Here is an 18,916-nt window from a genome sequence, read left to right as displayed (position 1 = left end):
CCTCCTTCCATCTGCCGGCAAAAGATGCGATGCATGGTTCATGGAACACGATCACAGTGCCGACGCATTGTCGCAAGGCCATGGAAGAGACGCCATGCACCAGCCAGCCCGACGTGAGTGCAAGGAAAACCGTCTTCTCATGGTCGCCTACGGCACGCACGGCGACGTCTATCCCTTCATTGCGTTGGCGAAGGCCCTGCGGCAAGAAGGCTGCCACATTGCCTTTGCCACCCTGCCGCAGTACCGTCCTTTGGTGGAAACGGTGGGGGCGTCGTTTGTCGAAATGGTGCCGGATTCGTTGCTTGCCTCCTATTGCGCGTCCACGGCGGCCTGGAGTGCGCAGGATGGCCTGAACACGTTTTTCGACGATGTCCTGTCTCCGCTGGTTCGCCCGGTCTGCGATCTGCTGGTTCGCACGGGGAACGAATACCGGCTGGTGCTGGCCTCGGTTCTGGCGCTTGGCGCGCGTATTGCGTATGATGTCAAGCCGTTCTCGTTGGTGACGGTCTGCCCGTACCCGGTATTTTTTCAGAGCATCCAGTTGCCCCCGGTCCAGCCGCGTGTGCGGCTGGGCGCGCTTGCCGTCGGCGCCGTGCAGCGCACGATGCTGCGGGGGCTGGATGTGCTGACCAATGCGCTGGTCGGGCCGCCCGAGCGGGCCTCGCGGTTGGTCATCAGCCCTGCCGCGTCGTTGTGGAAGCGACGGCTGGCGCAGCGGATTGTCCTCGCCGTGGGCGATGCGGCCCTTGGCCCGGCCATCAATGCCGTCCGGGCCGAGCATGGCCTTCCGCCCGTGCGCAGGGTGCTCGATCGCGCCTTGTTTTCTCCACGCAACATCCTGGCGTTGTTTCCGGAATGGTTTGCCCCTCCGCAGGCGGACTGGCCTTCGCACACGGTGGTGTCCTCGTTTCAGGACCTCGGCGATGCCCGACAGGCGCCTTCGCCGGCCTTGTGCGAGTTTTTGTCCCGGGGCGACAAGCCCGTTGTGTTCACGTTTGGCTCCTGCAAGCAGCACAATGCCAGCCTGTTTGCCACTGCAGCCGCCGTGTTGTTGCGACTGAACAAACGCGGCGTGTTTGTGACTCGCAATGCGGCGGATATTCCAGCCCGATTGCCGGACTTCATCTTTCATGCGACATTCGAGCCCTTCCCGTATCTGTTCCGGCATGCGGCGTTGGTGGTGCATCACGCAGGTGTGGGAACCTGCGCGGATGCCTTGCGGGCAGGTGTGCCGCAACTGCTGGTGCCCTTCACGTATGATCAACCGGACAACGCCACACGGCTGCAGCGCCTGGGCGTGGGAAAGATTGTCGCGCCGGGACTGTTCACCGAGGAGGTGGTGGCTGAGCGGATGCAGTCGCTGTTGCAGAGTGCGCATGTGCGGCAGTCCTGCGCCCGTTATGCCGGCCTGCTGGACCGGCAGGAGGCGGAGAATCCCGCGGTCCGCCAAATTTTGCAGTGGCTGGCGTCGGAGCAGGCCAGTGATTTTCAGAAATAGTCGTTTTGCAGCTTGACAGCCGGCTGGCGGAAGGCTATAAGACCGTTCTTTCGCTTGGGCCGTTAACTCAGTGGTAGAGTATCTGACTTTTAATCAGAGAGTCGATGGTTCGAACCCATCACGGCCCACCAGAATTTCAGGCAGTGAGACGCAAGTCTCGCTGCCTTTTTCGTTGTGGCGCGTCATGTGGCGCCTTTCTGCCAGGATGGCTGGATCGAAATACGCCCCCCGCCCCTGGCGCATGATGGTCGGGGATTCCTCATCCCCGAGGGATGCCCCGCTGCTGCGGTTATTCGCCTCCAGGGTCATGGCGTATGGCGCGTTGGGCTATTGCCTCCTGCAGCGTCTCCAGCTCCACGGGTTTGGCCAGATAGCCGTCCATGCCTGCGTCTAAAAACCGTTCCTTGTCGCCTGTCATGGCGTAGGCCGTGAGGGCAATGATCGGGACGCCGGCCTTGTCCTGGCCGGCCTCTCCGGCCCTGATGCGCCGGGTGGCCTCCACGCCGTCCATGACGGGCATCTGGATATCCATCAGGATGAGGTCAACCGGGCTTGTTTTCAGGAAGTCCAGGGCCTGCCGGCCGTCGGCAACCGCCTGTACGATGTACCCCAACCGTTCTGTCAGCCGCTGGATGGTATAGCGGTTGGTGGGATCATCCTCCACCAGGAGGATTGAACTCCTTGGGGTGGTCTTTTGCAGCGGCGCAGGATCCGTCCCGATGGGGCACGAGGCCGCGCCGAATGTGACGCAGAAATAAAACGAGGTGCCCACGCCGGGTTCGCTTTCGATGGCGATGTTACCGCCCATGAGATCGACAAGCCGCTTGCAGATCGACAGGCCGAGCCCAGCTCCCTGAAACTCGCGTGTATACCCCTGGCTGACCTGGGTGAAGGGCTTGAACAGCAGGGCCAGTTTGTCCTCGGGGATGCCGATGCCCGTGTCCGTCACTGAAAAAAGCACCCGGTACTCCTCGGCGTGTCTGACTGGTAGCGGGTAGGCGTCAACTGCAACAGACCCGGTATTGGTGAACTTGATGGCGTTGCCAATCAGGTTGCTGAGCACCTGCTGCAGTCGGGCGGCGTCGCCCAGCAGCCGGGGTGGAATGGCGGGGTGAATATGCATGCATAGTTGCAGGTGCTTTTGCGTGGCTGCGGGGGCAAAAAGCTGGAGAACGGCTTCCATGGCGTCCGTGAAGTCAAAAGGCTGCATGGCGATATCCATCTTGCCGGCCTCCACGCGGGAGAGGTCGAGGATATCCGACAGCAGCCGGGTGAGGCGCCGGGAAGACTGCACGGCGGTTGTTATGTATTCCACCTGCTCGGCATCAACGGCCGTCAGTTGCAGGAGCTGCAGCATGCCCATGATGCCATTGAGCGGGGTGCGGATTTCGTGACTCATGTTGGCCAGAAATTCGCTTTTGGCCAGGTTGGCGGCCTCGGCGGCCTCCTTGGTGGCGGTGAGCTGGGCCTCCAGGGTTTTCCGGCGGGTCAGATCGTCCATCACCCAGATGACCCCTTTCTCCAGGTCCGAAGGGTCCAGGGCTGTTCCGGAAATAATGCACCAGATTGCCGTCCCGTCTTTTTTCCGGAGCTGGTACTCCACCTGTGTCTGCCTGCCCCAGGCCAGCGGCTTGTAATACTGCTCGCCGAATTCCAGAAAATGCGCCTCATCCAGGTGCAGTGCGCGAACACCGGTCCCGGCCAGCTCCCCGGGGGATTCGTAGCCCAGGATATCGGCAAGGCGCTGGTTGGCCAGGGCAATATTTCGACCACCCCGGAGCAGCAGGATGCCCACCTGGGAGTTTTCGAAGATGCTTTGAAACTCCTGTTGCGCCTGCCGCAGCGCACCTTCGGCGGCCTTGCGTTTGCTGATATCCAAGGCAGTGAAAATGACGCCGTTGGACCAATTCTCCTGGTCCAGGGGGGTGGAGCTCAGCAGCACGTCGATGATCCTCCCATCCTTGCGCTGCCAGCGGGTCTCCACCGTGCCGGTGCCGTATTCGGATATCTGGCGGTACTTTTCCCGGCCCACAAATTCGTATTCGTCCTCGTCCGGATAGAGCATTCTGGCATTGCGGCCCAGCAGCTCCTGTTCCGAAAACCCTGTCATCGCAAAGAGCTTTTCATTCATCCTGGCAAAGGTTCTGTTTACCACCAGCCCCACGCCCACCGGTGCGGCCCGGAAGATGCTCTTCAACGTGTTTTCACTTTGGCGCAAGGCCAACTCGGTCTGCCTGCTTTCTGCCTCCCCGGCCCTGGCCCGATGTTCCGCCCGGCGATACCGCCGGGAAAGGAACAACAGCCCGACAACGCATCCACCCAGCACCGCCACGGCGCCGCACAGTAGCAGGAGTTCTGTCCCATACTTGTCTAATACGCTAATTTTTTTGTTGATAATGATGGCGTTGGCCGGGAGCGCTGCCGCCTCGATCGTGAACCGGTCCAGGGCATGCTGGTCGAAATAATGGACATTCGCCAGATCGCCCTCAACCACTGGAATATCCTTGGGAGAACGGCCGGACAGAATGTCCAGGACCATCTCGCCGGCAATTTTGCCCTGATCGAAATGCGAGATGAGCTTGCCGCCGACGATGCCCTGGCCCATCCCATGATACCAAAGATGAAAGACCGGCACCGCTGCATGGGCCAGGATCCATTCGAGGGATTCGTTGAATTCCCTGGTGGCGTTGTCCTTGTCCCGGTACGCCGAAAGCAGGAGCACGGCGTCATCCGTGGCGGAAAGCGATTCCAGCGTCTGGGCTGCCTGGTCCCAGGACACCTCCTGCAGGGAGAGCACGGCCAGCTCCCTGGCCGGATAGTCGGGCCGGAGCGCGAGGTAGGTTTGCAGATCGCCCTGGCCGCTCGGTGTGGCGTCCGTGAGGGCGACCACCCGTCGTGCCCTGGGCCGCATCCGCCACAGGGCATCCAGGGTTTCCCGCATGGAAACGGCCTCGATGACGCCGGTTGTCTGATTATCGCCACTGAGGGAACGCGCCAGGGGCTGATTGTTCACCCCGAAGAACACCAGCGGCACGCCGGGAAACAGATGCTCGCGGGCCGCACGGGCAAAGTGTAAGGCATCGTCATCGGCTACAATGACAATCTGGTACGGTGGCAGCACGTGCAGCTTTTTCTGCAGCATCGCCTGAAAATCTGAATACGTATGCTCGTAAAGGAATCGCTTGCAGTCCATGAATTCCACATCCAGCCGCACGCCGGCCGGATCCAGGACGCTTTTCAATCCCGCGGTTTGTTGAAAAAAGGTCGGAAACCCTGGGTGATACGAGCTGATGAATAGGGCGCGCTGCCCGGCGGCAAACGCTGCGGCGCAGAAGCAAATGGCAATGCCGAAACAGGCGGCGAGCAAGGCGGCCGCAAGCCAGACACGGGCCTGAGGTTTTTCCATTGTGCCCCCCCCGGGGAGATGGCTCCTCTCTTACCTGCTGATCAGCCCGATTGTCTATATGAACTGTTCTCCCCCCACGCGCAACAACGGCCTCCTGTTCTCTTCCTGGTGCATGGCACAGTTCCAGGGGGGAGGGCAGCCCGGCGCATCGAAATACTATGACGCGGCCACTCCCCCCGTCTGTCCTTTTAGAGCAAGTTATCTTTGAAAGGAGTTCTCGGGGGAAAACCTTNGGTTTCCCCTCTCGCAATGTCCTTTTTCAAAATTAAAATGCTCTAGGGATGGCCGTTGAATCCGTTTTTGCGTTTGCGCCGCCTCAAATCAGATGCGGGGTTATGCCCGCAGCTGTTCCCATTCCACGCCCATGGCTGCGGCGATTTTCTTCAGCGTGGCCACGCGGGGGCGGGCGTCGGGGGCTTCCATGGCGGCGTAGGAGGGCTGTTTGATGCCCATGCGCTCGGCCACTTCGCGTTGCGTCAGGCCCAGGTGCTCGCGCCAGGCGCAAATCAGGCTCTTGCCCTCCAGGGCGTTGAGTTTCACGACCTCATGCGGCAACAGCACGTCTTCATCCGGCCGGCCCTCGAAATGCTCTTCATAGTCGGCGTAGGGGATGACGGCGAACATGGGCGTTCCATCGGGGCCGAGCAGAATTTGATGCTCAGTACGTGCGTTCATCGCGTTTCTTGACCTCTTCGACCTGGATAATGTGGCATTCGCCTTCGTGGACTGTGAACAGCACGCGATATCGCCCCACACGCAGGCGGTAGCCGTCCCTGTTCACGAGGTTGCGCACATTCTGGCAACCCGGCCACTGCGCCAACCCCTCCACCGCATCAACAATGGGCTTGCGGTGCGCATGGGCAATGGCGAGCAACTGCTTCTGCGCTTTCCTGGTCCATGCGATGCGGTACATAGTTTTTAATAGGCTTTGATAGGAGGAGGGTCAAGGGCCTTTGTGGCTCCATGGGAGATACATTAATATGGGGCTGGCGGAATTTGCGGCTGCAAGCATTGCGTCAAATAAGGCCGGTATTGTTTGCGGATGGCTCCAAAATGAAATTCTTATTTTCTTATAATTCTTATATTAAATTTATCATATGCGTTGATTAAATGTCTTGGTGTTTTATTGCATTTGCACTCATATGTTTTTTTGTGATAATAAAATGCTTTCTTGAAAGGTGCATTTTGGCCAAACTCTTCAATTATTTTTTCAATTGAAACCTCGTATAATGCTTGGCACTTGTTGCACTCGATAATTATACCATAAATGTGTTGCGAAATAATGATATTGGGCAATGAAAAATCTAGTCGCTCGGCATTGGTATTGTACATCGATTGGCTAACGGTTCTTTTTTGCCGATTTCTTGAAGTAGTTTTGAAAGCCATTGCTTAATTTGTCCTTTATTAAAGATTATTAGCGCAATGACATTTGTCAATTGTCAATTACAACACCTCACACGCCCCAGACGCAACCTTCTTGGCCGCCATAGCCAAAAAAGCGGAGCGGTCCAAATGGCGTTCTTCGGCGGCGCGGTCGATGATGTCCAGATCGGCTTCCGTGAAGCTGACGTTCAGGCGCACGCGCTTCACCTTTTCCGGGACCACCACCAGGAGCAGGGCCACGAAGCCGGCGTCTTCCCTGACCTCGTCCAGCACCTCCAGATACGGCCGGCATTCGGGCAGGGGCCTGCCTTCGTCCTTCAGAAACTCCAGGTGCGCGGCCAGGGCTTCGCGGGCCATGGCTTCGGCCTCGGCCAGGGTGGAGCCGGCAGTATAGCAGCCGGCGACGTCGGGAAAGGACACGCCGAAATCGCTGTCCTCGTCCTTGTGAATGGCGGCAAAGTAGGTGTGCATGGGGCGGCCTCGCTGCCTGCTACCGGAGCTTGAGCCCGGTGTCTTTCTCAATGCGCTTCAGGGTGCCGATGGGGAAATCCTTGCGCGGATGCGTCACCGTGGCAGCGCGGGGGGCGTGGCCGTGCCGGGGTGCTTGAACTGGAAATGGTCGCCCACCGTCCGGACATGCACCCAGCCATGGGCCTTGAGGAGCTTGATTATTTCCCGGCTGGTCATGTGGAGAGCATACACACAATGCGAGGGGGCAACGCCATGGCGAGCACCAGGAAATAAGGCCGGCGCTAATGCCCTGCTATCACAGGAAAAATCCTGAAAAGTCAGACGAAGAAAGCCAGATTCGAGCATTGAGGCGCCCACTGTCCTGGCGGACACAGCGCAGGCACACGGCGAAAGCCCGCCCTGGGGCAAGAAAAAAGGGTCCCGGTAATTAACCGAAACCCTTAGGAAATTTGGTGGAGCTGGAGGGAATCGAACCCACGACCTCTTGAATGCCATTCAAGCGCTCTCCCAACTGAGCTACAGCCCCGTGCAGAAAGACGTGTTTACGGAGTTCGGCCTCGGGTGTCAATCAGAAAGTGCTCTTTTTTTGCCGCTTGCGACATTTTCCGGGCGCGGGTACAACCGAGCACTGGTTCTGCCCTGCGTTTCCACCCTTTGCCAGACGGGATCACCCATGTATTTCTCCAGCGATTTCTATATGTTTCCGGCATACCGCGGCCGGATGCAGTACCGTTGCCTGGGTTGCGGCAACGTCTACGGCGTGGACGAGTTGCTGTATACCTGCCCGGCTTGCAGCAATGTCTTCATTCTGGAAGACACCACCTTCGACTCCCTGCAGGAGACGCCCGGGCAGGATTGGCGCGATCTGTTCGATGCCCGCGCCGCCACCAAGCGTCCTGAATTGCGTGGTATTTTCAGATATTACGAACTCATGGCCCCCATCCTGGAGGAAGGAGACATCGTCTGCCTGGGCGAGGGCATCACCCCGGTGGTCCCGGCCAACGCCGAGCTCACCGCCCTGGTGGGGCAACCCCTGGCCTTCAAGCACGACGGGCAGAACCCCAGCGCCTCCTTCAAGGATCGCGGCATGGCCTGCGCCTTCAGCGTGCTCAAGCATCTGGTGCGCATCAATAATTGGGACGAGGTGCTGACCATCTGCGCCTCCACCGGCGACACCTCCGCCGCCGCTGCCCTGTACGCCGCGTATGTGGGCGAGCCGCTTAAGAGTGTGGTGCTGTTGCCGCAGGGCAAGGTCACGCCGCAGCAGATTGCCCAGCCCCTGGGCAGCGGGGCCATTGTGCTGGAGATTCCCGGCGTCTTCGACGACTGCATGAAGGTGGTGGAGCATCTGGCAGAGCGCTACCGCGTGGCCTTGCTGAACTCCAAAAACGCCTGGCGCATTCTGGGACAGGAAAGCTATGCCTTTGAAGTGGCACAGTGGCGGGATTGGAACATGGCCAATACCGCAGTCTTTGTGCCCATTGGCAATGCCGGGAACATCACGGCGGTGATGGCCGGGTTCCTCAAAATGCATCGGCTGGGCATGATCGAACACCTGCCGCGCATTGTGGGCGTGCAGTCACACCATGCGGATCCTGTGTATAAATACTATGCCCAGGCTCCCGAAGCGCGGGAATACAAGGCCGTGTCGGTGCAGCCCAGCGTGGCCCAGGCGGCCATGATCGGCAATCCCGTGTCCTTTCCGCGTGTCAAATATTTTCAGGAGCAGTACGAGAAGGCGGCCGGCAGCGGCAGCTTCCAGGTGGTGCAGGTCACGGAGCAGGGCATCATCGAAGGCATGCTGCGGGCCAATCGCCATGGGCACATCGTCTGCACTCAGGGCGGGGAATGCCTGGCCGGGCTCATCGAGGCCAAGGCCCGGGGCATTCTGGAGGACGGGGAACTGGCCATCCTGGATGCCACGGCCCATGCCCTCAAGTTCATCGATTTTCAGCGGATGTACTTTGAGGACTCCTTCCCCGGGGACTATCGGATTTTCCCGCGCAAGGCGTTGCAGAATCTGCCCGAGCTGGTGATCGACGCCGCGCGCAAGCAGGCCCTTTCCCCCGAGCAGTTCACCCAGGAAGCGGCCCAGGCCGTGGTGGAGCGCCTGGAATTGCGAGAGAGGGACTAGCGCATTTCACTCTTGAAAAAGGACACTACGAGAGGGGAAACCTTTTTGCAAAAGGTTCTCCCCTCTCTCGCGCTCCCCTTCCAAAGATTTGATAGTGGCCTTGAATCACAAGACAACGTCTTTGGAAAGGGTGTCCCTCAAGAAATCTTTTCAAAGAAAAAAAGCGCTATGTGAACGAGCGGATGAACAGGTCCTCGATGGCTTTGCGGCCCTGTTCTTCCAGAAAGCGGGTGCCTGTGCCGCAGAAGTGCTGCGCGGTGATGACGGGCGCCTGCACTTCCTGCCAGCCGTCGCCGTCCCACTTGAACCAGCAGTCGCGGCCCTGGCCGTACACGTAGAGCGGCTTGTTGCAGATTTTGGCGAATTCCGCCCCCCAGCCCGTGCCGCCTTTGACGGTGTTGTCTTCCTGAATGGTCCCCACCACGAAAATCTCGTGGCCGCTTTCCACCATGTGCATGATGGTCTGCAACACCTTGCGCATGAGCGGGGCATTGGTGAAACGGCGGTTGAGCAGTTTGGAGACGTAGGCCAGGCTCACATCCTTGCGGGCCAATTCCTCGGGGGTGAGCATGCGCGCGCCGTGGGCCCGGGCGAGTTGGTGCCCGTCGAAGGTGAAGTTGACTTCGGCAAGGCCGTACTGCGCGGCCAGTTCGCCAAAGCATGCTTCCGCACCTGCTGCGCCGCCACTAAACAGAGTGAATTCCTTGGGATCAGCCATGCTCGCTCCTTCTGAAGCGTTTTGTATAGTGATCTTGCTTCCTACCGCGTTTCCCCGCACCCTGCAAGGCCTGGAGGCCTGAAACACGTCAGGGGGAGCGTCCCGACAGGGCCGCATACAGGGCCGCATAGCGCTCCACGCAGGCCGCCAGGGAAAACCGCGCCAGGATGCGTGCCCGGGCCGGCGTGCGCAGGCTGGCGGCATGCTCCAATACCCAGCGCGCAGCCCGGGCCAGGGCGGCGGCGTCGCCAGGAGGCGCCAGACGACCGCATTCGCCCAGTAGTTGGGCGGTATCCCCCACATCGGTGGCTGCCACGGGCACGCCGCAGGCCATGGCTTCGGCCAGACCCAGGGGCAGCGCCTCCCCCCGGGAGCTGGAGATGGCCACATCCACCCCGTTCCAGAAGCGCGGCATGTCTCGCTCCAGCCCCAGCAAGACGCACCGTTCCAGGATGCCGGCTTCCCGCAGCATGCTGACAACACGCGTGTTTTCTGCATCCAGCCCCTGCCCGCAGCACACGCAGCGCAGGGCCGGCACCTGTTGGGCCAGCGTGGCCACGGCGCGGGCAAAGGTGGGAAGATCCTTGACGGGATGATCACGCGCCGCCAGCCCCAGCACCGGAACGTCTTCCGGCAGGTTCCAGGCGCGACGGGCGGCGAGCCGCAGGGCGGGATCGGGACGGAAGCGGTCGGTATCAATGCCGTTGGGGATGACTTCCCAGCGCCGCGGCCGGTAGCCGGCGTCCTGGTGGACGGTTCGGGCCGCTTCTGCACAGCTGACCACGGCATCGGGCATCCAGGCCGAGGCACGCGCCAGGATGCGGACGATCCAGCGCGTGGCGCGCGGCAGTACGGCGGGGTCCAGGGAGCCGTTGTGCAGGCCCCAGACCAACGCCGGGTGGGCTGCGATGCCGGGCAGTCGCAGGGCCAGCCCGGTCAGCAGATCGGCGTGGTACATCCAGCTCTGGATCACGTGGGGTTGGAAAAAACGCAGCGCCTCCGCCAGCCGCCACAGGGCCAGCGGGGCCTGCAGGGGGCGGCGCAGGCCGCAAAAAATCACGGGGATGCCGGCCGCATGCAGGGGGGCCGCCAGGGGGCCTTCGGGCATCAGGGAGATGACGCCCTGCTCCCAAGGCAGGTGCGCATGCCGGGCCAGCCGCACGGCCAGGGCCACGCACATGGCTTCTGCGCCGCCGGGATTCAGGCCGGTGATGACGTGCACCAGCCGCGGGGGGGGAGGGGAGGCCGGGGCCATGGAGTACGTCCGCAGTGTGGCAGGGGAAATCTATCCCCTGTCGCTCCCCCCCGTCGCGCCCCTGTCGTTTTTGTCGGGCAGGGTGACATTAAGCTCCAGGACGTGGCAATCGCCCTGGCGGTCCAGCTCAATCTTGACCTGATCCTCGGTGACAGGGATGTAGCGGCGGATGACGTCGAGCAGTTCTTTTTGCAGCACGGGCAGGTAATCGTGCCCGCTGTTCAAGGCGCGTTGATGGGCGACAATGATTTGCAGTCGCTCCTTGGCCACGCAGGCGCTGTTTTTCCTGGGCCGAAGAAAGTCAAAAATTCCCATGGGCTACACCCCCCTGACCTTCTTGTCCTTGCCGAAGATCTTGGCCAGGAAGCCGCGTTTTTCCGGGGTGATGAACCGCAGCGGCCGCTCTTCCCCCGAGAGACGGGCCACGGCGTCGGCATAGGCCTGGCCGGCTTCGGTGTCGCCGTCGAAGATGATGGGGTTGCCCTCGTTGGAGGCCTGAAGGATGGCGCGCGATTCCGGGATGACGCCAAGCAGGGGCACGGCCAGGATGTCGTGCACGTCCTGCACGCTGAGCATCTCGCCGCGGGCCACGCGGTCGGCGTCGTAGCGGGTGATGAGCAGCCGCTCGCGCACCGGGGTATGCCCTTCGATGGCGCGCTTGGTCTTGCTGGCCAACAGACCGATGATGCGGTCCGAGTCGCGTACGGAGGAGACTTCCGGGTTGCAGACCACAATGGCCTCATCCGCATGGTGCATGGCCATCATGGCGCCGTGCTCAATGCCGGCCGGCGAGTCGCAGAGAATATAGTCGAACTCTTCCTTGAGCTGATCGATGATCGTCTGCACGCCGTCCACGGTCAGGGCATCCTTGTCCCGCGTCTGGGACGTGGGCAGGATGAAGAGCGAATCCACGCGCTTGTCTTTGATGAGCGCCTGACGCAGGGTGGCTTCGCCATGGATGACGTTGATGAAGTCGTACACCACGCGACGTTCGCAGCCCATAATGAGATCCAGGTTGCGCAGGCCCACGTCGAAATCGATGACCGCAACCTTGTGCCCCCGCAGGGCCAGTCCGGTGCCCATGGCGGCCACGGTGGTGGTTTTGCCCACCCCGCCCTTGCCCGAAGTGACGACGATGACGGTTGCCACGAGTGTTTCCTGTTGTGCCGTAAAAAAATGGAAGAGAGCTTACAGCTTGCCGCACATGCCGGGGTCCGCCATGCCGTGGGGGGCCGCCAGGATGGTCAATTCCTCGCCCTCCAGCAGGCACAGGGCCGGGCCGGATGAGGTGCGGCCCACCAGCTCGTCGCTGGTCAGGTATACGCCAGCCACGCCCACCAGCTCTGGCAGAAACTGGCCGCAATGCACGCGGGCTTCCACGTCGCCCAGGGCCCCGGCCAGGGCTCTGCCTCGCAAGGCACCATACACATGGATGTTGCCATCGGCAAGAACCTCGGCACCGGGATTCACCCCGGCAAGCACAATCAAGTCGCGGCCCTTGGCGTAGATGGTTTGCCCGCAGCGCACGGGGCGGTCCACCACCATGGGCAGCACGCGCTCCGGCTTGGAGGATTGCAAGGCGCGCGCCTGTTCCTCAAATATGATGCACCCCAGGGAGGGCAGCTGCGCTTCCTGGGCAGGGGAGGGCGCCTTCACCGCCACGGGAGCCAGCCCGGCCTGGCGCAAGGCCTGCACCAGCTGCGGCAGATCCAGCTCGTCCTTGCGGTCGCCCAGCCAGGAGCAGTCCAGGCAGATCAGGGAGCGGGCCAGCAGATCCGGGCCGTCGGCTTCGTTGCGCATGCCGGCCAGGTGCTGCGCGATGACGGGGGCGTCGGCGCTGCGCAGCAGCAGCATGGCCATGGGGTGGACGCGGCCCTTGATGAGCACAGGCTGTGGAGAATCAGTCATGATCACGGCTCCGGAAAGGACAACCGGTTAGAGGATTCGGCAGGCGCATGGTAGACGCCCCGTCGAAGGGAGGCAAGCCCGCAACGACAAATGACGGAAAAAAAACTTGACGCCGGGGGGGCTTTCCTCAGAGAACAAAAGCCGGCACACTCCAGCCAGCACGCGCATTCATGCTTCTAAAAAAATACCATCTCGTTGTCTTTCGGGAAGACCACAGCGACTGCCGCCACCTGCGCCTGCGGGGCTGGCTGCTGCCGGCCGTGGTGCTGCTCTTTGCGGTGCTGACGGCCTCCCTCGTGGCGCTCTGGTACCAGCAGCGCACAGAGGAGACCAGCGTCATCAAAATGGTCATCGAGCAGGACCGGGACGCCGTGCTGCGGGATGCGCTGCTGATGCAGGCCTCCACCGTGCGCACCCTGGCCAACCGGGCCGACCGCATCCTGCTGCTGAATACCAAATTGGCGCTCATGTTCGGCAACCCGACGGAGGAAGACTTTGAGCGCGCCACCAACATGGGCCTCAAATACTCGCAGGACCGGATGGAGAACGTGGCCCTGTACACCCCGCGGCAGATGGGGCGCCTGCTGAGCAGACTGCTTGATGAGATGGGGGACGAAATTTTTCTGGAGGAGACACGGCAGCAGGATATTTTTGTGGCCGTGCGCCAGCAAAGCCCGGCGGTCATCCAGGAGCTGCCCTCCATCTGGCCCGTGCGCGGGCGGTTCACCTCGCCCTTCGGCGTGCGGCGGCATCCCATCTCGGGGCGGGCCATCATGCACAAGGGCATCGATATTTCCGCCCCCCAGGGCACGCCCATCGTGGCGCCAGCCTCGGGCAAGGTGGTGTTTGCCAAGCGTTTTTCCGGCTATGGCCTGACCATTGAAATTGAGCACCGCCCAGGCCTGCGCACCCGGTACGCCCACTGCAGCAGCATCCTGGTGAAGGTGGGGGATCAGGTGAAACGCGGGCAGATCATCGGCAAGGTGGGCGCCACCGGCAGGACCACCGGCTCTCATTTGCACTACGAGGTGCACGTGAGAGGACAAGTGGTGAACCCGCTGATCTATATTCTTAATTGATGCGCAGCTGCCTCATGGCCAGGCAGCGTCGTATATCTTGGCTTCGGAAAGAATGATGGAGCGGAAAGAACTGCTGTTCGAGTACGACATCTTGTTCAGAAAATTTTCCACCTCCGCCATGCTTTTCAGCAGCGCCACAAAGCGTTGCCTGCCAAGCTTGTATTGCTCGCCGGTGAATTCCACCTCGTAATAGACAAAATAGTGCTGCTTTTCAGTCTTGAACAGGGCGAGCACGTCCAGATAATTGGTGACGCTGCTCTCACGTTCCTCCGGCGTCAGCTCCTCCCGGTAAAAGGCCAGCAAGGCGCCGGCAAACAGAATGGCTCCGGAACCGCGGGGGAGTTTATAGGATTTCTTTTTTCCGAGATGGATCGATGCAATGTCTTTTTCGGTGAGTCTGCGAGAAAACCAAGCCATACAGGAGCTACCGCCGCCTTGCTGCAGCGTCAATGCTGCCGAAGCGCAATTCGGCAGTTGACTCGCAGCGTGGTTAGTGGGATGCCAGCAGGCAGCCAAGGGCATGGAGCATTGCCCGAAAACCTGCCAAGGCCAGCGTGAACGTTCAGGCAAATAACATGGCTTGGCAATGTTGTGAACATCTCAACACGCCCGTTCCTCCAGCAGCCACGGCGCGGGGGTGGGGCAACTGCCAGTGCCAATGACGCAAGCCAGTTTTGACGAATTCTCTGCCGCTGCCGGGAAGGCCATTTCCGAGGCAGGCGTCCAATCGCTTTTTGAAAACGCCCCGGTGGGTATCCTGCGATGCACCAGGGACGGCGTGCCGCTGCTGGTGAATCGGGAAGCGGTCCGGCTGTTCGGCTACCGCACGGCCGAGGCGCTGTTGGCCACAGTCAAAGACGTGCCTGCTGCATTCATGACGCCCGGCGGCTGCGAAGGGGCACGACGACTGTTCGCCTCCCCGCAGGGACTGCACGGCGAGGAATTGCTGCTGCTGCAACCGGATGAAACGTCGATATGGGTACAGGCAAGCACGCGGGTAACTGTGCCAGCCTCCCACGCCAACCAGCCGGGCTCCCCACTCTCCCAGGGCGACGACTCCGCCGGCCTGCTCGATCTCTTCATCACCGACATTGCCGCGCGCAAACGCGCCGAAGACGCCCTGCGTCAGGCCAATCTGGTGGTGGAGCTTTCCCCGGTGCTGCTGCTGGTGTGGGAAATGGAACAGGACTGGCCCCTGGTGCACATTTCCCAAAATATCACCCTGCTGGGGCATTCCGCCAAGGCGCTTCTGGCTGCAGGGGCTTCCATGGCCTCCCTGATGCCGCCCGAGGATGTGGCGGCCCTGCGGCAGGAAGTGCAGCGGTGCGCCGCCGAGGATTCGGACAAGTTTGCCCTGGATTGCCGCTTGCGGTGCAGTGATGGCACCATCAAATGGATGGAAACGCGCATCACCCTGCTGCCACCACGGCCCGGGCTGCCGGCGCGTTGCCAGGCCATCATGCTGGATGTGACCAGCCGCAAGCTGGCCGAATCGCGTATGCTCCAGCAAAAGGCGTACTTTCAGCAACTTTTTGAGAATTCGCCGCAGGCCATTGTCATTTGCGACCGCGACGGCAATGTCTCCGGCGTCAATCGCGCCTTCGAAAAAATGTTCGGCTATGAGTTCACCGAGCTGTGGAACAAGCGCCTCGGGCCGTTCATTGTGCCCGCAGGGCTTGCACCGCAGGCCGAGGAGATGACGCGCAGGCTCTCCCAGGGGGAGCACGTGGCTGCGGAGACCATCCGCCGTCGCAAGGACGGGCAGATTGTGCACGTGTACATGCTGTCGTTCCCCATCATCATCAATGACGAGATGGAGGGCGCCTACCGCATCTTCCTGGATATCACCGAACGCAAGCGCGCCGAGGAACAGCTCGTCTTCCACAGTTTTCACGACAAACTCACCGGTCTGCCCAACCGGGCGCTGCTGCTGGACCGCCTGCGCCGCGCCATGGAACGCGCCAAGCGCCACGGCCGGGCGCGGTATGCCCTGCTGTACGTGGATCTGGACCGCTTCAAACTCGTCAACGACAGCCTGGGGCACGCCGCGGGGGATCAGCTCATCCAGATCACCAGCCAGCGCATTGCCCGGCTGCTCCAGCCCATCGACACCGTCTCCCGCCTGGGGGGCGACGAGTTTTGCGTGCTGCTTGATTCCGTATACTCCCGGGAAGACGCAGAACGAGTGGCCCGGGAGTTGCTGCAGGAGGTGGAGGAGCCGGTGGAGTTGCTGCATCGCAGGCTGCAGTTCACGGCATCCATCGGCATTGCCATGGGCGACTTGCAGGTGGACAATGAGGAAATGCTGCTGCGCGATGCGGATATTGCCATGTCCATGGCCAAGGAGCGCGGCAAGAATACCTATGTGGTGTTCGATCCTTCCATGCGCAGCAGGGTGCAGGACGCCATGCGGCTGGAAACGGAGCTGCGGCGGGCCATTGCCCAGGAAGAGATTGTGGCGCACTACCAGCCCATCGTTTCCGTGGCAGATAATGTGCTGCTGGGATTCGAGGCGCTCGCCCGATGGCGGCATCCGGAGCGGGGACTGATTTTTCCCGGAGAATTCATCGAGCTTGCGGAGGAAACCGGGCTCATCGTGAACCTGGGCCGCCAGATTCTTTCGGCGGCGTTGCAGGATCTCGCGTCCTGGTGCACCGTGCACCCGGCGGCGTCGCGGCTGACCATGTCCGTCAACCTCTCGGCGCGGCAGTTCATGCAGTCTGATCTTGTGGAACAGGTGCGGCAGGCCGTCAGGGCCAGCGGCATGCCGGCGCAGTGCCTGTGCCTGGAGCTGACGGAAAGCGTGGTCATGGAAAACGCCGCCTCGGCCAGGGTGCTGCTGGAGCGACTCAAGGCCTTGCAGGTGCGGCTGGCCGTGGACGATTTCGGCACCGGATACTCATCCCTGGCGTATCTGCATCAATTTCCGCTGGATTCCCTCAAGGTGGACCGATCTTTTGTGCAGCGGCTGGGCCGGCAGGACAGCGACAACGCCATCGTTCACGCCATCATCCAGTTGGCGCAGGCGTTGCGGCTCAGGGTTGTTGCCGAAGGCGTCGAGGAAGTGGCGCAACTGGAGGTGCTGCAATCCCTGGGGTGCGATGCCGCACAGGGCTACCTGCTGGGCAAGCCCATGCCCGCAGAAGCGGTGCTGCGGCTGCTGGCAGGCCTGGACAGCGAGACGCTACAACTGCGACATTGCGTGTAATGGCTTTGCCGCACAAGGTCTTGGAAACGGGGTTCGCGTGAAACCCGTTCTGTAGAAAGATGTCCTGAAAGCGCTTGTTCGGATGCTTCTGGGTCAGCGTGTGGCGGCACGGCGCGGCACTGTTGCCGCGGCGGAGGCCTGCGACCGGGCCGCCAGGTCCAGGAACAGCTGCGTGCTCTTGCCGGGCAGCACCTGCACGCGTTCAAGAACCGGGTCGTAGCCCTCTTTGAACACGCTGACGTTGTATGTTCCCTCAGGCAGCAGCATCCCTTCGGCGTATGTTGCCGGCGAAGACCACGACATATGCGTGATGCGGATATCCGCGTCGCTGGGCGCTGTTTGCACAAACAATCTGCCACCGCCGACTGTTCCTGTCTCCGCCGGTGACGTTTCAGACGCTAGCCCGGCGGCAGGCGTGACGGCCTGGACCGGCGTCAACGTCGCGTGGTCCCCGCCTGCTCGTGTCATGGGAACGCTGAAGACCCCAGACTGGCTGTTGCCGGCACGCATGGCCACGGCGTCCACATGCAGGGCCTCTCCGGGAACGACCGTCACATGGTGCACCATCGGCTTGTTGCCGGGGAAGACAAGCTCCAGCACATGCACGCCGGGGCGCACGGGCATGCCCTGGGTAAAGGCTGGCTGTACGCTCATGATCCGCACCGTGCCGCCAGCCGGCATGCCGTTCACGAACAACCGGCCATCCGGCGCGGCAGGCGGCAACGCGAGCACAAGCGTATTGTCTTCGGCAGGACGCACCACGGCATGCACTGTGACGGAATCATGCCCGGGCAAGGAGGCGCATACGGTGTAGGTTCCCTCTTCCAGGAGCATGCCCTGGCGGAACCGCGGCTGGATGTTCAGGATGCGCACCTGCGCCCCCGCCGGTTCCGTCTGAACAAACAGCCGGCCCTGCGGACCAGCCGGCTCCAGATTCATGGCGATGGTCTTGCGTTCTCCGGCGGCAATGGTGACATTGAGCGCGGCGGTGCGGTAGCCGTCCTGGAAGGCATCCAACTGATATGTGCCGGGCTCCAACAGCATGCCCTGGGAAAACACGGGCTTGATGTTCACCACCCGGACCGTGGCATTCGCCGGACTGACGTTGACGAACAACTGCCCCTGGGCAGGGGCGGGCGCCAGCGTCAGGTGACAGGCAGCATCTTCGCCAGCGCGAATGGTGACTTCCCGCCGTACCGGGGCATGCCCCTTGCGCTGGGCTTCCACCACATAGGCCCCCGGGGCCAGGGCCATGCCCTGCGAAAAGACGACCGGATGGCGCAGCAGACGCACCGTGGCGTCCTGCGGGGTGGTGGACACGAAGATTCGCCCAGTGCGCGCCGCACCGGGACGTATCTTGGCAGACAGCAGCGCCGCAAGATTGGGAGTGACCAGCCGGAACTGCGATCCTGGGGCCGTCGTGTGCGCGGCCGGGACGGCGGCTCGTTCGGTGTAATCGACATACGGGCATAACAGGTCTTTAAGGACCTCGGCTTCCGTGGATGCCTCAAGGGGCCGGGCGGCGGGATCTCCCGCGCTGCCAGGCGTGCGCAGGGCTGCGGCCGGCGCAACAGCGTCGGTCCCGGTGCCAGACGTGTGCGCCGTGGCGTGGCGCTGTCCAGGCGGAGGCGGGCCGAACAGCATTTCCCAAATGCCCACGCCCGGAGGATGCGCAAGTTGCGTGGCCGAGGCGCCAGGGAGAAGCGCCACGCAAACAATCAACCATACCAGGAGGATGGAGACAGAATTGCTGGCGTGGCGGTGTATTTTGCGCATGCGGGTCCGCAGTCCTTGACTGTTTGGGGTACTTTAGCCCAATTCAACGGGTGCAGCAAGGGAAAAAAGAGTTTTGGGTG

General features: G+C 61.8%; 16 protein-coding genes and 2 tRNA genes. 5 read left to right on the top strand and 13 right to left on the bottom strand.

Translation table 11 applies throughout. The features are described from left to right. Positions 1-40: 40 nt before the first annotated feature. The gene (locus tag DGI_RS17515) at positions 41-1,498 is read left to right on the top strand and encodes a glycosyltransferase (protein ID WP_081696954.1); all 1,458 of its coding nucleotides are present in this window, start codon (positions 41-43) and stop codon (positions 1,496-1,498) included. Between the two features lie 56 nt (positions 1,499-1,554). Beyond that, positions 1,555-1,629 (top strand) — tRNA-Lys (locus tag DGI_RS14680). Between the two features lie 158 nt (positions 1,630-1,787). Here the strand turns inward: DGI_RS14680 and DGI_RS17510 are convergent. The 6 genes from DGI_RS17510 to DGI_RS14655 form a co-directional block, all read right to left on the bottom strand. Further along, positions 1,788-4,904 (bottom strand): PAS domain S-box protein, encoded by a 3,117-nt coding sequence (locus DGI_RS17510; protein ID WP_021761967.1) that lies wholly within the window; start codon positions 4,902-4,904, stop codon positions 1,788-1,790. A gap of 333 nt (positions 4,905-5,237) precedes the next feature. Next, complete coding sequence (locus DGI_RS14670; RefSeq protein ID WP_021761966.1) at positions 5,238-5,579, bottom strand: helix-turn-helix domain-containing protein; 342 nt, start codon at positions 5,577-5,579, stop codon at positions 5,238-5,240. Continuing rightward, the gene (locus DGI_RS14665; protein ID WP_021761965.1) at positions 5,563-5,817 is read right to left on the bottom strand and encodes a type II toxin-antitoxin system RelE family toxin; all 255 of its coding nucleotides are present in this window, start codon (positions 5,815-5,817) and stop codon (positions 5,563-5,565) included. The genes DGI_RS14670 and DGI_RS14665 overlap by 17 nt, the downstream gene beginning before the upstream one ends. 530 nt (positions 5,818-6,347) lie before the next feature. Next, positions 6,348-6,758, bottom strand: coding sequence for a type II toxin-antitoxin system HicB family antitoxin (locus DGI_RS14660; RefSeq protein ID WP_021761963.1), 411 nt, complete (start codon positions 6,756-6,758; stop codon positions 6,348-6,350). A gap of 93 nt (positions 6,759-6,851) precedes the next feature. Then, positions 6,852-6,974, bottom strand: coding sequence for a type II toxin-antitoxin system HicA family toxin (locus DGI_RS19330; RefSeq protein ID WP_144284210.1), 123 nt, complete (start codon positions 6,972-6,974; stop codon positions 6,852-6,854). A gap of 234 nt (positions 6,975-7,208) precedes the next feature. Continuing rightward, positions 7,209-7,284 (bottom strand) — tRNA-Ala (locus tag DGI_RS14655). A 147-nt stretch (positions 7,285-7,431) separates the two neighbouring features. On the opposite strand from DGI_RS14655, the gene thrC reads away from it, so the two are divergent. After that, the gene (gene thrC / locus DGI_RS14650) at positions 7,432-8,892 is read left to right on the top strand and encodes a threonine synthase (protein ID WP_021761962.1); all 1,461 of its coding nucleotides are present in this window, start codon (positions 7,432-7,434) and stop codon (positions 8,890-8,892) included. 166 nt (positions 8,893-9,058) lie between these two features. Here thrC and DGI_RS14645 read toward each other — a convergent pair whose 3' ends face one another. From DGI_RS14645 to minC, 5 genes are all read right to left on the bottom strand, one after another. Continuing rightward, positions 9,059-9,610 (bottom strand): hypothetical protein, encoded by a 552-nt coding sequence (locus tag DGI_RS14645; protein ID WP_021761961.1) that lies wholly within the window; start codon positions 9,608-9,610, stop codon positions 9,059-9,061. 88 nt (positions 9,611-9,698) lie between these two features. Continuing rightward, a complete protein-coding gene (locus tag DGI_RS14640) occupies positions 9,699-10,865 on the bottom strand; it encodes a glycosyltransferase (protein WP_021761960.1) in 1,167 nt (388 codons plus the stop codon). Positions 10,866-10,895: 30 nt separating this feature from the next. Further along, positions 10,896-11,180 (bottom strand): cell division topological specificity factor MinE, encoded by a 285-nt coding sequence (gene minE, locus DGI_RS14635; protein WP_021761959.1) that lies wholly within the window; start codon positions 11,178-11,180, stop codon positions 10,896-10,898. 3 nt (positions 11,181-11,183) lie between these two features. Next, complete coding sequence (gene minD / locus DGI_RS14630; protein WP_021761958.1) at positions 11,184-12,014, bottom strand: septum site-determining protein MinD; 831 nt, start codon at positions 12,012-12,014, stop codon at positions 11,184-11,186. Between the two features lie 39 nt (positions 12,015-12,053). Continuing rightward, a complete protein-coding gene (gene minC / locus DGI_RS14625; RefSeq protein ID WP_051286718.1) occupies positions 12,054-12,773 on the bottom strand; it encodes a septum site-determining protein MinC in 720 nt (239 codons plus the stop codon). Positions 12,774-12,943: 170 nt separating this feature from the next. Between minC and DGI_RS14620 the strand changes: the two genes are divergently transcribed. Beyond that, positions 12,944-13,852: a M23 family metallopeptidase gene (locus DGI_RS14620; protein WP_021761956.1), complete on the top strand. Its 909-nt coding sequence runs from the start codon at positions 12,944-12,946 to the stop codon at positions 13,850-13,852. A gap of 12 nt (positions 13,853-13,864) precedes the next feature. On the opposite strand, the gene DGI_RS14615 is transcribed toward DGI_RS14620, so the two are convergent. Next, on the bottom strand, positions 13,865-14,374 hold the full coding sequence (locus tag DGI_RS14615) for a hypothetical protein (RefSeq protein WP_144284209.1): 510 nt from the start codon (positions 14,372-14,374) through the stop codon (positions 13,865-13,867). Between the two features lie 136 nt (positions 14,375-14,510). On the opposite strand from DGI_RS14615, the gene DGI_RS14610 reads away from it, so the two are divergent. Further along, a complete protein-coding gene (locus DGI_RS14610; RefSeq protein WP_051286719.1) occupies positions 14,511-17,060 on the top strand; it encodes a sensor domain-containing protein in 2,550 nt (849 codons plus the stop codon). A gap of 93 nt (positions 17,061-17,153) precedes the next feature. On the opposite strand, the gene DGI_RS14605 is transcribed toward DGI_RS14610, so the two are convergent. Then, positions 17,154-18,836 carry a PEGA domain-containing protein gene (locus tag DGI_RS14605; protein WP_021761953.1) on the bottom strand — a complete coding sequence of 561 codons (1,683 nt, stop codon included), beginning with the start codon at positions 18,834-18,836 and terminating at the stop codon, positions 17,154-17,156. Between the last annotated feature and the right edge of the window lie 80 nt (positions 18,837-18,916).

Source organism: Megalodesulfovibrio gigas DSM 1382 = ATCC 19364 (assembly GCF_000468495.1).
Classification (GTDB): Bacteria; Desulfobacterota; Desulfovibrionia; order Desulfovibrionales; family Desulfovibrionaceae; genus Megalodesulfovibrio; species Megalodesulfovibrio gigas.
Note: the sequence above shows the minus strand (reverse complement) of the source record. Positions and strands in the feature narration are given on the sequence as shown.